Here is a 13,479-nt window from a genome sequence, read left to right as displayed (position 1 = left end):
CCCTTCTCCCCGCTGGCGGGGAGAAGGTCGCGGCAGCGGGATGAGGGGCCGCTCTTGGCTCCAACGCACGGTGTTTGGCCCACGTCCCCAAATCGCCTCAATCCACCGGCTGCATGTCGCCGAAAACCGTCGGGATCAGCTCCGAGACGGTCGGATGGATGTGTACGGCATGCGTGATGGTCGTATAGGGCCGGCCCGCATACATCACGTCGAGAATGCTTTGCACCGCCTCGTCGCCGCCGGTGCCGAGGATGGAGGCGCCGAGGATTTCCTTCGTCTGCGCATCGGCGATCACCTTCATGAAGCCGAGGGTCTCGCCCTTTTCCTTGGCGCGGCCGACGCGGCTCATCGGTCTTGTGCCGATCAGCAGCTTGCGGCCTGACTTGCGCGCTTCCGTTTCGCTCATGCCGGCGCGGCCGAGCGGCGGGTCGATGTAGAGCGCATAGGTCTGGATACGGTCGCTCACCTTGCGCGGTTCGTTGTCGAGGAGGTTCGCGGCGACGATCTCGAAATCGTTGTAGGCCGTGTGAGTAAAGGCGCCGCGGCCATTGCAGTCGCCCATGGCGAAGATGCCGGGCACGCTGGTTTCCAGCCGCTCGTCGACGGTGACGTAGCCGCGTTTGTCCGTCGCCACGCCCGCCTTGTCGAGGCCGAGGTCGTCGGTGTTCGGCCGCCTGCCGGTGGCGAGGAGGATATGGGAGCCCAGGATCTCGGGCGTGCCCGCCGTGCAGTCGACGCCCACCCCGACACCGTCGCCGCTTTTGAAGAAGCGGATACACTCCGCCCCCGTGCGGATGGCAATGCCCTCGCGTTCGAGGATGTCGCGCACGGCGGCGCTGACGTCCTCGTCCTCGCGGGCGATCAGCCGTGGTCCCTTCTCGACGACCGTCACGTCGGAACCGAAGCGGCGGAACATCTGGGCGAATTCCAGCCCGATATAGCTGCCGCCGACGACGATGAGGTGCTTCGGCACCTCGGTCAGCTCCATCATCGAGACATTGTCGAGATGCGGCACGTCCCCGACGCCCGGGAAATCGGGCACGACAGCCCGGCCACCGACATTGAGGAAGATTTGCCCGGCCGACAGCCGTTCCTCGCCGACGCGGATTTCCGTCGGGCTTTCGAAGCGCGCATGGCCGCGGATGAAGGTGAGGCCCTTCATGCCCGCCAGCCAGTCCTCGTTACCCTTGCGGGCATCAAAGCGCACCTTGTCCTTGCGGGCCATCACCTTGTGGAAATCGATGCAGACCTCACCCGTCACCACGCCGTAATCGGCGCCGCGGCGGGCGAGATGGGCGGCATAGGCGCTGGCGACCATGGCCTTGGTCGGCATGCAGCCCGTGTTGACGCAGGTGCCGCCCACATGCTTGCGCTCGATGAGCGCGACCGTCTTTCCCGCGGCCGTCAGCCGGCCGGCAAGCGACGGGCCGGCCTGGCCCGCGCCGGTGATAATGGCGTCGAACCGCTTCATGGCACGACCGACGAGACGACGAAGAGGCCGAGCAGCACGGCGACGGCGTCTTCCAGCAGCGCAATGGGGAGATCCTTGCCGCCGATGGCAGCGACAAGGCGTTTGCGGGCCTCATAGCCGCCGAGCGTGCCGATGACCGCGCCGATGACGCCGGCGACGAGCCCGCCGATCATCGACCCTCCGATGGTACCGAGAACTGCGCCGCAGAACCCGCCGCTGACGATGCGCGCGCCGAACTGCTGTGGCACCTTGCGGCTCGGCGTGCCCGGCAGCTGGTCGGTGACGAACTCGACGAGGGCGAGGGCGCCGAAGATATAGGGCGTGAAGCGGTAGGCCAGGAAGGCGGCCCAGGTGCCGGAGACGGGGAGCCAGCCGAGCGCTGCCCCGATGCTGACGGCGGCCGGCGCCGTCATCGCGCGCAGCCCCGCCACGATGCCGATCAGCAATGCGAGAATGTAAATGCTCATTGTCCCTCACAGATATCTGCGCCGGACATCGGCCCGGGATGGTTTCCCGGCAGGGGTGAAATGCAATATCGGAAAATGAGGCGGGCCAAGGCGAGAGTGTCGGATGCGACCGGCAATTGCAACGCGTTTCTATTGCAAAAGGCTGCTGCTTCGCACAATCTTGAAAGCGCTTTGAACGCCGCAACAAACGGCATGTCCTGTCGGTGCGGCGCAGTCTATTTTTTGCGATTGACTGCCATATATGAAATGCTTTGCCGGGACTGGCTTTCCCAAACGTGGTGAAAATGCCGTCATGACTTCCCGCACAGAATGAAAGGGTTATCTCATGCGTCCAGTCGTCAAATTCCTCGGAGCAGCTCTGGCCCTCGGGCTTGCGGCCGGTGCTGCCCAGGCCCAGGTCGTCGTCTCCTCGAAGATCGATACCGAGGGCGGCGTGCTCGGCAACATCATCCTCTCGGTGCTGAATGCCAACGGCATCGAGACGACGGACCGCGTGCAGCTCGGCGCGACGCCGGTCGTACGCCACGCGATCATCGCCGGCGAGATCGACATCTATCCGGAATATACCGGCAATGCCGCTTTCTTCTTCGAAAAAGCCGAGGATCCCGCCTGGAAGGATGCGGCCAAGGCCTATGAACTGGCCAAGACGCTCGATTTCGACGCCAACAAGCTCGTCTGGCTGACGCCGTCCCCGGCCAACAACACCTGGGCGATCGCGTTGCGCAAAGACGTCGCCGAGCCGAACAAGCTGGTGACCCTGAGCGATTTCGGCAAATATGTCGCCGATGGCGGCCAGGTGGTGCTTGCGGCTTCCTCCGAATTCGTGAACTCGGCCGCGGCGCTGCCGGCCTTCCAGACGACCTACAGCTTCACCCTGAAGCCGGAACAGCTCATCACGCTTTCCGGCGGCGATACGGCCGCGACGATCGCGGCGGCTGCCAACCAGACGAACGGGGCGAATGCCGCCATGGTCTATGGCACGGATGGCGGCATCGCGCCGTCGGGCCTCGTGGTTCTGGAGGACGACCAGGGCGTGCAGCCGGTCTATCAGCCGGCGCCGATCATCCGCGAAGCGGTGCTGAAGGCCAATCCGCAGATCGAGGAAATCCTGAAACCCGTCTTCGAAAAGCTCGATCTCGTGACGCTGCAGGATCTCAACGGTCGCGTCCAGGTCGGCGGCGAGCCGGCCAAGGCCGTTGCCGAGGACTTCCTGAAGAAGAACGGCTTCATCCAGTAAGGCGCGTTTGTCCTCCGCCCCTGCGGGCGGAGGGCCTCTCCTCGAAAGGCGTTCATGACGTTCCGGATCGACAAGCTCGGCGTGGTGATCGCCGTATTGCTGGCCTATGGCGCCTTTCTGGCGCCTTTCGCCAATTTTCGGGCCAATCGCATCGTGCCCGGCGAGGCGCGGGGCATCCTGGAGGCGCTTCCCGTCGGGCTCGGCGCGGCGCTGGTCGGCTTTACCGTCATCGCCATCGTTGTCGTCGTGCTGAAGACGCCGACGGTCTTCCGGCTGCTGCTGGGGCTTGCCGCCTTGCTGGCGCTCGCCATCCTCGTCGGCCTTTCCGCCGGTCACCTCACGCCGCCGGAAAACACCTATGCCCGCGTCTCGCCGGCCTCCGGCTTCTGGCTGCTGAGCTTTGCCTTCGCGCTCGTGGCGGCCGATGCGCTGGCGCGTCTCCGGCTTTCGCCGCTTGCCCGGGTCGCGCTGCTTGCCGCCGTCGCCGCGGCTGCCGCGGGGCTTTTGATGTCCGGCGCCTGGGACGGGCTGTCGATCCTCAAGGAATATGGCAGCCGGGCCGACAGCTTCTGGCTGGAGGCGGGCCGCCATGTCGTCCTGGCGCTCGGCTCGCTTGTCGCCGCCACGCTCGTCGGCCTGCCGCTCGGCGTGCTCTGCCATCGGGTGGAGGCGCTGCGCGCCGGCGTGCTCAACGTGCTGAACATCATCCAGACGATCCCCTCGATCGCGCTCTTCGGTCTCCTGATCGCGCCGCTCGGCTGGATCGCCGTCCATGTGCCGGGGGCCGCGGCGCTCGGCATTCGCGGCATCGGCACCGCGCCGGCCTTCATCGCGCTCTTCCTCTATTCGCTGCTGCCGGTCGTCGCCAATACGGTGGTCGGCCTTGCCGGCGTGCCGCGCGAAGCGAACGATGCCGCCCGCGGCATCGGCATGACGGATGGCCAGCGCCTCTTCCGCGTCGAGCTGCCGCTTGCCTTCCCGGTCATCCTTACCGGCATCCGCATCGTGCTGGTGCAGAATATCGGCCTTGCGACCATCGCGGCGCTGATCGGCGGGGGCGGTTTCGGGGTCTTCGTCTTCCAGGGCATCGGCCAGACGGCGATGGATCTCGTGCTGCTCGGCGCGGTGCCGACCGTGGCCCTCGCCTTCGCCGCGGCGATCGTGCTCGATGCCGCAACCGAACTTTCCAACCGCAAATCCGGCAGGGCCGCATGATCGAGATCGACAGCATCACCAAGCGCTATGGCGAGACGGCTGTCGTGGACAGCGTCTCGATGACGATCGCGCCGCACACGATCACCGTCATCGTCGGCACGTCCGGTTCCGGCAAGACGACGCTGATGCGCATGATCAACCGCCTGGTCGAACCGACCTCCGGCACGATCCTGATCGACGGCGCCGACAACCGCTCCATCCCCGGCTACGAGCTGCGCCGCCGCATCGGCTATGCCATCCAGGGCCACGGCCTCTTCCCGCACCGCACCGTCGCGGAGAACATCGCCACCGTGCCGACCCTGCTCGGCTGGGAGAAATCACGCATCGCCGCCAAGGTGAAGGAGCTGCTGTCGCTGTTCCAGCTCGATCCCGCCGCCTTCGGCCCGCGTTATCCGCATGAACTGTCGGGCGGCCAGCAGCAGCGCGTCGGCGTCGCCCGGGCGCTCGCCGCAGAGCCGAACATCCTCCTGATGGACGAACCCTTCGGCGCGCTCGACCCGGTCATCCGCGCCAAGGCGCAGGATGACCTGCTGGCGATCCAGAAGCATTTCGGCACGACCATCGTGCTCGTCACCCATGACATGGAGGAGGCCTTCCACCTCGCCGACCGCATCGCCGTCATGGACAAGGGCAGGATCGTGCAATATGCGGCGCCGGAGGAGATGCTGGTGAATCCGGCGACGGATTTCGTCGAGACGCTGATCGGCGCCGGCGAGCGGCCCTTCCGGCTCCTGTCGATCGGCGCCGTCGCGGAGGCGGCGGAGGCCGGCGAGGCGGAGGGCGAGCCGATCGCCGCGACGTCCAGCCAGCGCGATGCACTGTCCGCCCTGCTCTGGTCCGGCCGTGAGGCCCTGCCGGTCGTCGGCGCGGATGGCGCCCGGCTCGGCCGCGTCACGCTTGCCGGCCTTGCCCGGCGCGCCGCGAGGCCGCAATGAAGCGGCTCCTGCCCAATCTCCTGCGACTGGCGGCGCTCCTCGTCCTTATCGCCTTTCTCGTCCAGCCGGCGCTCTTCGAGCCCTTGCTGAAACCGCTGGTGCAGGCCAATGCGCCGGCCGTCTACAACCAGGGCAGCCTGCTGTCGCTGACGCTCTCGCACCTTGCCACGGTCTTCGCCGCGACGCTCGCCGCGACCATCGTCGCCGTCGGGCTCGCCATCCTCGTCACGAGGCCGATCGGCGCGGAATTCCTGCCGCTGTCGCGCAGCCTGGTGAATATCGGCCAGACTTTCCCCCCGGTCGCGGTGCTGGCGCTCGCCGTGCCCGCCGTGGGCTTCGGCGAGAAGCCGACGCTGATCGCGCTCTTCCTCTACGGCCTGCTGCCGATCTTCGAAAATGCCATGACGGGCCTTTCCACCCTGCCGCCGGCCATCACGGAGGCGGCGCGCGGCACGGGCATGACCGCCTGGCAGCGGCTCACCCGGGTGGAGCTGCCGCTGGCGCTGCCGGTCATCCTCGCCGGCATCCGCCTCTCCGTCGTCATCAGCCTCGCCACCGCCACCATCGGCTCCACGGTGGCGGCCAAGACGCTCGGCGAGGTGATCATCGCCGGGCTGCAATCGAACAACCTCGCCTTCGTGCTGCAGGGCGGCCTCGTCGTCGCCGTGCTGGCGGTGTTGATCTACGATACCTTCTCCGCCCTCGAACGGGTGCTGTCGCGCCGGGCGGGGCGGATTTAGCGGTCCCCGGTCTCCAGGTCGTAGACGAGGATGCCCTGGATGCCGCCTTCGGCGGCAGCGACGAGCCGGGCGCCCGTCTGCTTGTGCTCCGGGTCCTCCAGATAGGCATCCCGCGCGAAACTGTCGGCGAAATCGACGATGAAGCCGTCGCTGAACCCCTTGTCCATGCCCGCCTCCGGGCTGACATTCACGCCGATATGCACGGCGAGCATGCCCGGCAGGCGATCCTTCAGGGCGTCGATCTCGTTGAAGAGTTCGGCCTTGTAGGCGGCGGAAATGGTCGGCTTGAAGTGGATGAAGACGCAGTGGCGGATCATGGTATTCCCTATCGGATGTTGGCGCGGGCGCGCGGGCGCGCGTCGTTGCGTTCATATTGAAAAACCTGGGCCGGCAGCGCCGGCAGGCCGCGGATGATGTCGGCGCCCTTCTCGCCCACCATGATCGTCGGCGCATTGGTGTTGCAGGAGGGAACGCGCGGCATGACGGAACTGTCGCACACGCGCAATCCTTCAAGCCCGTGCACCTTCAAATCGAGCCCGACGACGGCATCGGCCCCCGTGCCCATCTTGCAGGTGCCGACCGGGTGGTGGTCCGTCTTGGCATTGGCGCAGCCGTAGTTGAAGAGGTCTTCGTCGGTGACGACCTTCGGCCCCGGCAGGCGCTCGGCCATCACGTAGGATTTCAGCGCCGCCTGCTGCATGATCTCGCGGGCGAGCTTCAACCCCTCGATCGACATTTTCCGGTCATGCGGGTCTTCCCAGTAGTTCGGGTCGATCAGTGGCGCGGCGGCGGGGTCGGCGGAGGAAAGCCGCACCGTGCCCTTCGAGCGGGGATGCAGGTAGGCGGAGTTCAGCGTGACGCCGGCATTCTTCAGCCTTTCGACGCCCGCCTCGATGCCGGAGCCGAGGCCGAGATGGAACTGGATATCCGGCGAGCGTGCCTCCGGATCGGCATACCAGAAGCCGCCCGTCTCGAAGAGCGAGGAGGCGACGGGGCCGGAGCGGAAGAGCACATATTGCAGGCCGGCCCAGAGCGTGCGGTGCAGTTTTGCCACGCCGTCATAGGTGTGGTCGCCGGTGCATTCGCAGATGACGAAGAGGTCGAGATGGTCCTGCATGTTCGAGCCGACGCCCGGCAGGTCGTGCTTCACCTGAACACCGACGGATTTCAGGTGATCGGCCGGGCCGATGCCCGATTGTTGCAGCAGCTTTGGCGAGCCGATGGCGCCGGAGGAGACCAGCACCTCGCGCTCCGCGCGGATCGTCTCGACGCCCTTGCTTGTCACCACCTCGACGCCGACGGCGCGAGACCCTTCCAGAACGATGCGGGCGACGCGGGCGCCGGTGCGGATGGTGAGGTTCTTGCGGTCCTTGATCGGCGAGAGATAGGAGAGCGAGGCTGAGGAGCGGCGGCGGTTTCTCTGCGTCAGCTGGTAGAAACCGACGCCGGCCTGCTGGCGGCCGTTGAAATCGTGGTTGTAGGGGATGCCGAGTTCCTGGCCGGCGCGGATATAGGCATCGCAGATCGGCAAGGCCGAGACCGGCATGGAAACGCCGAGCGGGCCGCCATAGGAATGGTAGTCGTCGGCAAAACGCTGGTTGTCCTCGGCGCGCTTGAAGTAGGGCAGGATTTCGCGGTAACTCCAGCCCTCGCAGCCGTCCTCGCTGGCCCACAGGTCGTAATCGGCCGCATTGCCGCGGGTATAGAGCTGGGCGTTGATCGAGGAGCCGCCGCCGATGACCTTGGCCTGCGTATAGCGCAGGACCCGGCCCTTCATGTGCTTCTGCGGCACGGTCTCCCAGCCCCAGCTGGCGACGCCCTTCGTCATCTTGGCGAAGCCCGCCGGCATGTGGAACAGCGGGTTCCAGTCGCCGCCGCCCGCTTCGAGCAGCAGCACGCGCACGCCAGGATCTTCCGAAAGCCGGTTCGCCAGCACGCAGCCGGCAGGCCCGGCGCCGGTGATGATGTAGTCGTAGGTCATGCCTTGGTCCTCAGAATGGTTCGGTGCCGTGGCCGGGTGAAATTGCCCCTCATCCGCCTGCCGGCACCTTCTCCCGCAAGCGGGGAGAAGGAAGTTTGCTGTGCCCTCTCGTCTCCCTCGCCCCGCTTGCGGGGAGAGGGCGGGGTGAGGGGCAACCCCATGTCAGAGCCGCCCGATCGAAAGCCCGCCGTCGAGATGGATCACCGAGCCGGTGGCGAAGGCGAATTTTCCGGTCGCCAGCGCCGCGGCGGCAGAGCCGATATCGTCCGGCTCGCCCCAGCGCTTCATCGGCACGAGGCCGCCGTCGATGAGGGCGTCGTATTTCGCCGAGACGCCGGCCGTCATGTCGGAGCGGATGATGCCGGGGCGGATCTCGAAGACGGAGATGCCGGTATCCGCCAGCCGCAGCGCCAGCCCCTGGCTGAAGGCGGCGAGCCCCGCCTTGGTCATGCAGTAATCGAGCCGTTCGGGCGAGGTGAGGCCGGCCGAGACGGAGGTGATGTTGATGATCGAGCGCGGGCCGGCCGCCTGTCTGGAATTCAGCATGGCCTTCAGCACGGCCTGGGTGAAGAAGACGGTGCCGCGCAGGTTGGTGGCGACGATCGTGTCGAAATGGTCCGGTGAAAGATCGAGGAAATCGCCACGCACGACGGAGGCGATGCCGGCATTGTTGACGAGGCAGCCGATGGCGCCGAGCTGGTCCTCGACGGCTGCGACGGTGGCCGCGTGGCCCGGCAAATCGGCGAGATCGGCCTTGAGGTAGATGGCGCGGGCGCCGCGCGTTGCGAGGTCGGCGAGCATGGCGTCGGTCGCGGCGTCGCCGTCGCCGATGCCCGATATGGCGATGTCGAAACCCTCTGCCGCGAGGGTTTTCGCGATGCCGAGGCCGATGCCGCGGCGGCCGCCGGTGACGATGGCGACGGGGCGTGCTGGTGTCGTCATGCGGCAAGGTCCCTCGATTTGATGTGGGCCGCGACGCGCAGCGCTTGCGCCGCGACCGACAGCGCCGGGTTCACGGCAGCGGAGGTCGGCAGGTACGAGGCGTCGACCACGAAGAGGTTCGGGTGGTCATGGGCGCGGCACCAGATGTCGAGCGGCGCCGCCCTCGGATCGCTGCCGATGCGCACGGTGCCGCACTGGTGCGAGGGCGTGCGCTTGTCGAAGGCGCGCGTGAGCACGACCGGGAAACCGGCCTTCTTCAGCGCGGCCTTCAGCTTGCTGACGAGGTCGAGATGGGCCTGCCAGTTGGTGCGCGTCCATTTCATGACGATGCGGTCGCGATCGACCATGATGCGGCTTTCGGGATGCGGCAGGTCCTCGCTCATCGCGTAGAAATCGATGGCGCGGGCTGCCACCTGTTCCAGCAGCCATTCCGGCACGGAGGGCATGTTGGCCTTCAGGATCTTTCCGGAGACGCGGCCGAGAAGCTGCACATTGCCGAGCGGTGGGCCGCCGTTGCCGTCGGAGAGGTAATAGTCGTTGAAGCCGAAACTCTTCTGGTAGATCGAGGTGTTTTTATAGAAGGGCGAGACGCCGATCACGGCGCTCGAATTGTGGTTCATGAAATTGCGGCCAACCTGGTCGGATGTGTTGGCAAGCCCCTTCGGGAAGCTTTCGGAAGCCGAGCGCAGCAGCAGCACCGCGGATTGCACCGCGCCGGCCGAGAGGATGACGAGTTTCGGCGAGACGCTCTCCGCCTCGCCGCCACGCTGGTAGTGCACGGTGGCGATGGTGCGGCCGTGCGGGGCGGTGGCAAGCCGCGTCACCCGGCAATTGGTGCGCAGTTCGACATTCGGGTGCCTGAGCGCTTCGGTGAGCGCGGTGCTCTCCGCATCCATCTTGCCGTCGTTGCTGTTCGGATGCGCATCCCAGGGCGTCTTCGCCTTGGCGAGCCAGCGGTCGATATCGACGCCGAGCGGCAGCGAATAGGGGTGCAGGCCGTTCGCCTTCATTTTTGCGCGCACGCTGGCGATGGCCGGTTCGTCCGGCACCGGCGGGAAGGGGTAGGGCGCGGAATGGTGCGGCTCGGTCGGGTCCTCGCCGAGCGTGCCGCGGACGTTGTAGAGCTTTTCGGCGGCGGAATACCACGGTTCCAGCTCTTCATAGGGGAAGGGCCAGGCGGGGGAGACGCCGTCGCGGTGGCGCATCTCCTCGAAATCCTCTTTGCGGTAGCGCACCAGCACCGCGCCATAGAATTTCGAGTTGCCGCCGACATTGTAGTAGTTGCCGGGGTTGAAGGCGGTGCCGTCCGCCTCGTACCACATCTCCTTCGGGCGGAAATGGCCGCGCTGGAAGATGGCGCGCTGGTCGCGGTTTTCCGGGCGGTCGGGCAGGTGGTCGCCCGCTTCCAGGATGACGATCCTGGCGCCCGTGGGGGCGAGGGCGGCGGCCATGGTGGAGCCGCCGATGCCCGATCCGATGATGACGATGTCCGGCTGCGTGGTCATGGGTTTCTCAGGCGATGCGAAGCTGGCTTGCGGGGTCGAAGAACACGGCCTTGTCGAGATTGAAGGCAAGGCGCGCCGTCTGGCCGGCGGTGATGCGCACGTCGGCGCGCAGGCGGGCGACGATCTCCTTGCCGCCGAGATGGGTGACGGCGAAGGTGTCGGCGCCGGCAGGTTCCACCACCTCGATCAGGCAATCGCCTTCGCCGAGGGTGCGCGCGTTGCGATCCGCGCCGTCAGGGTCGGTGAGGGCTTCCGGGCGGATGCCGAAGATCACTTCCTTGCCGCTATAGGCGGACAGGCCGCCCGGCGCGTTCGGCACCGAAAGAACCAGGGGGTCGGCCTGATGGCGGGCAAGCGAGACGGCGACGCCGGAACCGTTGCCCTCGATCTTCGCCTTCAACAGGTTCATCGCGGGCGAGCCCATGAAGTCGGCGACGAACATGTTGGCCGGGTTGTTGTAGATCTCCGCGGGCGAGCCGAATTGCTGGAGCACGCCGTCCTTCAGCACGGCGATTTTCGTCGCGAGCGTCATCGCCTCGATCTGGTCGTGCGTCACGTAGACGATGGTGGTCTTCATGCGCTGGTGCAGGCGCTTGATTTCCGTGCGCATGTCGACGCGCAGCTTCGCGTCGAGGTTGGAAAGCGGCTCGTCGAAGAGGAAGAGTTTCGGGTCGCGCACCAGCGCCCGGCCCATGGCGACGCGCTGGCGCTGGCCGCCGGAGAGCTGGCCGGGCTTGCGGTCGAGCAGGTGCCCGATCTGGAGCATGTCGGCGACTTGCTTGATGGCCTTCTCGCGCTCTTCCTTCGGCACGCCGCGGATCTCCATGCCGAAGGCGATGTTGCCGCCGACCGTCATGTTCGGATAGAGCGCGTAGGACTGGAACACCATGGCGATGTCGCGCTTGGAGGGGTGCAGGCCGGCGACCGAGCGGCCGTCGATGGCGATGTCGCCGGACGTGATCGGCTCCAGCCCGGCGATGGTGTTGAGCAGCGTGGACTTGCCGCAGCCGGAGGGGCCGACGAGTACGAGGAAACCGCCCTCCTCGATCTCGATGTTGATGTCCTTCAGGATTTCGAGCGAACCGTAGGATTTGCGCAAGTGGCTGATCTTGAGGAAAGATGTTTGTGTTGAGGACATGGGCGTTATCCTTTCACGGCGCCGGACATCAGGCCGCGCACGAAGTAGCGTCCGGAGACGATGTAGACGATGAGGGTGGGCAGCGCCGCGAGGATCGCGCCCGCGAAATGCACGTTGTATTCCTTCACGCCGGTCGAGGAGGAGACGAGGTTGTTGAGCGCCACCGTCATCGGCGTGGTGTTCGCGCCGGAGAAAGAGGCGCCGAACAGGAAGTCGTTCCAGATATTGGTGAACTGCCAGATGACCGAGACGACGATGATCGGCCCCGACGACGGCAGAAGGATGCGGTAGAAGATCTGGAAGAAGCTCGCCCCGTCGATCTGTGCCGCGCGCACCAGCTCGGTCGGGAAGTTTTCGTAGTAGTTGCGGAAATAGAGTGTCGTGAAGCCGATGCCGTAGACGACGTGCACGAGGATCAGGCCCCAGAGCGAGCCGGCGAGCCCCAGCATGCCGAGGATGCGCGCCATCGGGATGAGCACGATCTGGAACGGGATGAAGCAGGAGAGCAGCAGCAGGCCGAAGAAGACGTTCGAGCCCCTGAACTGCCACTTGGTCAGCACATAGCCGTTCAGCGCGCCGATGATGGTGGAGATCACGACGGCGGGCACGACCATCAGGATCGAGTTGATGAAGAAGGGGCGAAGGCCCGTCGGTTGCACGCCGATCTGCGCCGTCGACCAGGCTTGCAGCCAGGGCTCGATGGTCCAGACCTGCGGCAGGTTCAGCATGCCGCCCTGGCGGATTTCCTCCAGCGGTTTCAGCGAGTTCACCAGCATCACGTAGAGCGGCAGCAGGTAATAGACCGCAAAGAGGATGAGCGCGGTGTAGATCAGGGCGCGCGTCAGCCTGTTGTGCGAGATGACGTTGTCGGGACTGGGAGCGCTCATCGGCCTTTGCCTCCGCGGATTTCGGAATAGAGGTAGGGGATGATGATCGAGAAGATCATGACCAGCATGATGATGGCCGACGAGGCGCCGATGCCCATCTGGTTGCGGGTGAAGGTGTAGGAATACATGAAGGTCGCCGGCAGTTCGGTCGCCTGGCCGGGACCGCCGCCGGTCAGGGCGACGACGAGGTCGTAGGCCTTGATGGCAAGGTGGGCGAGCACGACGAAGGCGGAGAGGAACACCGGGCGCATCAGCGGGATGATGATGCGGCGGTAGATGGTGGCGGTCGAGGCGCCGTCGATCTGGGCGGCCTTGATGATCTCGTTGTCGACGCCGCGAAGGCCGGCGAGGAACATCGCCATGACGAAGCCGGAGGACTGCCACACGGCGGCGATCACCACGCAGTAGATTGCATAGTTGCGGTCCTTGATCCAGTTGAAGGCGAAACTCTCCCAGCCCCAGAGGTGCATGGTGTTCTCAAGCCCGATGCCGGGATCGAGGAACCACTTCCAGGCGGTGCCCGTCACGATGAAGGAGAGCGCCATCGGGTAGAGGTAGATGGGCCTGAGGATGCCCTCGGCGCGGATCTTCTGGTCGAGCAGGATGGCGAGCGCCAGGCCCAGCACCGAGCAGATGACGATGTAGAGCGAGGCGAAGATCGCGAGATTCGAGATCGCCCGCCACCAGTGCGGCAGCGCCCAGAGCTTGGAATAGTTGCTCAGCCCCACGAGATTGTAGGAGGGCAGCATCCTGCTGTCCGTCAGGGACAAAAAGCCCGTATAGGCGATGAAGCCGTAGACGAAGACGAGCACGATGAGGAAACTGGGGGCCAGCACGAGCTTCGGCAGAAGCTCCTGCAGCCGGCTTCGGCTATCCATGGTCGTTACCACCATTGTTGTGTGTTTGTCGGCGGCGGGGCGAGGCCCCTCATCCGCCTGCCGGCACCTTCTCCCCGCAGGCG

The 13,479-nt window shown here is 66.0% G+C and carries 13 protein-coding genes; 4 read left to right on the top strand and 9 right to left on the bottom strand.

Going from position 1 to position 13,479, the window contains the following annotated elements; translation table 11 throughout:
* Positions 1-97 precede the first annotated feature (97 nt).
* Together EV665_RS07515 and EV665_RS07510 are read right to left on the bottom strand one after the other, a co-directional pair.
* Positions 98-1,471 carry an FAD-containing oxidoreductase gene (locus EV665_RS07515; protein WP_133033615.1) on the bottom strand — a complete coding sequence of 458 codons (1,374 nt, stop codon included), beginning with the start codon at positions 1,469-1,471 and terminating at the stop codon, positions 98-100.
* Positions 1,468-1,938, bottom strand: coding sequence for a DUF4126 domain-containing protein (locus EV665_RS07510; RefSeq protein ID WP_133033614.1), 471 nt, complete (start codon positions 1,936-1,938; stop codon positions 1,468-1,470). Before EV665_RS07510 ends, EV665_RS07515 begins: the two co-directional genes overlap by 4 nt.
* Positions 1,939-2,263: 325 nt before the next feature.
* Between EV665_RS07510 and osmF the strand changes: the two genes are divergently transcribed.
* Genes osmF through EV665_RS07490 form a run of 4 tightly spaced genes read left to right on the top strand, consistent with a single transcriptional unit; the run spans position 2,264 to position 6,065 of the window.
* On the top strand, positions 2,264-3,175 hold the full coding sequence (gene osmF / locus EV665_RS07505) for a glycine betaine ABC transporter substrate-binding protein OsmF (protein ID WP_133033613.1): 912 nt from the start codon (positions 2,264-2,266) through the stop codon (positions 3,173-3,175).
* Between the two features lie 54 nt (positions 3,176-3,229).
* Complete coding sequence (locus EV665_RS07500; RefSeq protein WP_133033612.1) at positions 3,230-4,390, top strand: ABC transporter permease; 1,161 nt, start codon at positions 3,230-3,232, stop codon at positions 4,388-4,390.
* Positions 4,387-5,325, top strand: coding sequence for an ABC transporter ATP-binding protein (locus tag EV665_RS07495; protein WP_133033611.1), 939 nt, complete (start codon positions 4,387-4,389; stop codon positions 5,323-5,325). The genes EV665_RS07500 and EV665_RS07495 overlap by 4 nt, the downstream gene beginning before the upstream one ends.
* Positions 5,322-6,065 carry an ABC transporter permease gene (locus EV665_RS07490; RefSeq protein WP_133033610.1) on the top strand — a complete coding sequence of 248 codons (744 nt, stop codon included), beginning with the start codon at positions 5,322-5,324 and terminating at the stop codon, positions 6,063-6,065. The genes EV665_RS07495 and EV665_RS07490 overlap by 4 nt, the downstream gene beginning before the upstream one ends.
* On the opposite strand, the gene EV665_RS07485 is transcribed toward EV665_RS07490, so the two are convergent.
* The 7 genes from EV665_RS07485 to EV665_RS07455 form a co-directional block, all read right to left on the bottom strand.
* Entirely contained in the window at positions 6,062-6,382 is a 321-nt protein-coding gene (locus EV665_RS07485; protein ID WP_133033609.1) for a Dabb family protein, read from the bottom strand. The genes EV665_RS07490 and EV665_RS07485 overlap by 4 nt on opposite strands.
* 8 nt (positions 6,383-6,390) lie before the next feature.
* Positions 6,391-8,046: a GMC family oxidoreductase gene (locus EV665_RS07480; protein WP_133033608.1), complete on the bottom strand. Its 1,656-nt coding sequence runs from the start codon at positions 8,044-8,046 to the stop codon at positions 6,391-6,393.
* A gap of 162 nt (positions 8,047-8,208) precedes the next feature.
* The gene (locus tag EV665_RS07475) at positions 8,209-8,988 is read right to left on the bottom strand and encodes a 3-ketoacyl-ACP reductase (protein ID WP_133033607.1); all 780 of its coding nucleotides are present in this window, start codon (positions 8,986-8,988) and stop codon (positions 8,209-8,211) included.
* Complete coding sequence (locus tag EV665_RS07470; RefSeq protein WP_133033606.1) at positions 8,985-10,493, bottom strand: GMC oxidoreductase; 1,509 nt, start codon at positions 10,491-10,493, stop codon at positions 8,985-8,987. The genes EV665_RS07475 and EV665_RS07470 overlap by 4 nt, the downstream gene beginning before the upstream one ends.
* A gap of 7 nt (positions 10,494-10,500) precedes the next feature.
* On the bottom strand, positions 10,501-11,631 hold the full coding sequence (locus EV665_RS07465; protein ID WP_133033605.1) for an ABC transporter ATP-binding protein: 1,131 nt from the start codon (positions 11,629-11,631) through the stop codon (positions 10,501-10,503).
* Positions 11,632-11,636: 5 nt separating this feature from the next.
* Complete coding sequence (locus tag EV665_RS07460) at positions 11,637-12,518, bottom strand: carbohydrate ABC transporter permease (RefSeq protein ID WP_133033604.1); 882 nt, start codon at positions 12,516-12,518, stop codon at positions 11,637-11,639.
* Complete coding sequence (locus EV665_RS07455) at positions 12,515-13,396, bottom strand: carbohydrate ABC transporter permease (protein ID WP_133033603.1); 882 nt, start codon at positions 13,394-13,396, stop codon at positions 12,515-12,517. Before EV665_RS07455 ends, EV665_RS07460 begins: the two co-directional genes overlap by 4 nt.
* Positions 13,397-13,479 lie beyond the last annotated feature (83 nt).

Origin of the sequence: Shinella granuli (assembly GCF_004341885.1) — a bacterium.
GTDB lineage: Bacteria > Pseudomonadota > Alphaproteobacteria > Rhizobiales > Rhizobiaceae > Shinella > Shinella granuli.
Note: the sequence above shows the minus strand (reverse complement) of the source record. Positions and strands in the feature narration are given on the sequence as shown.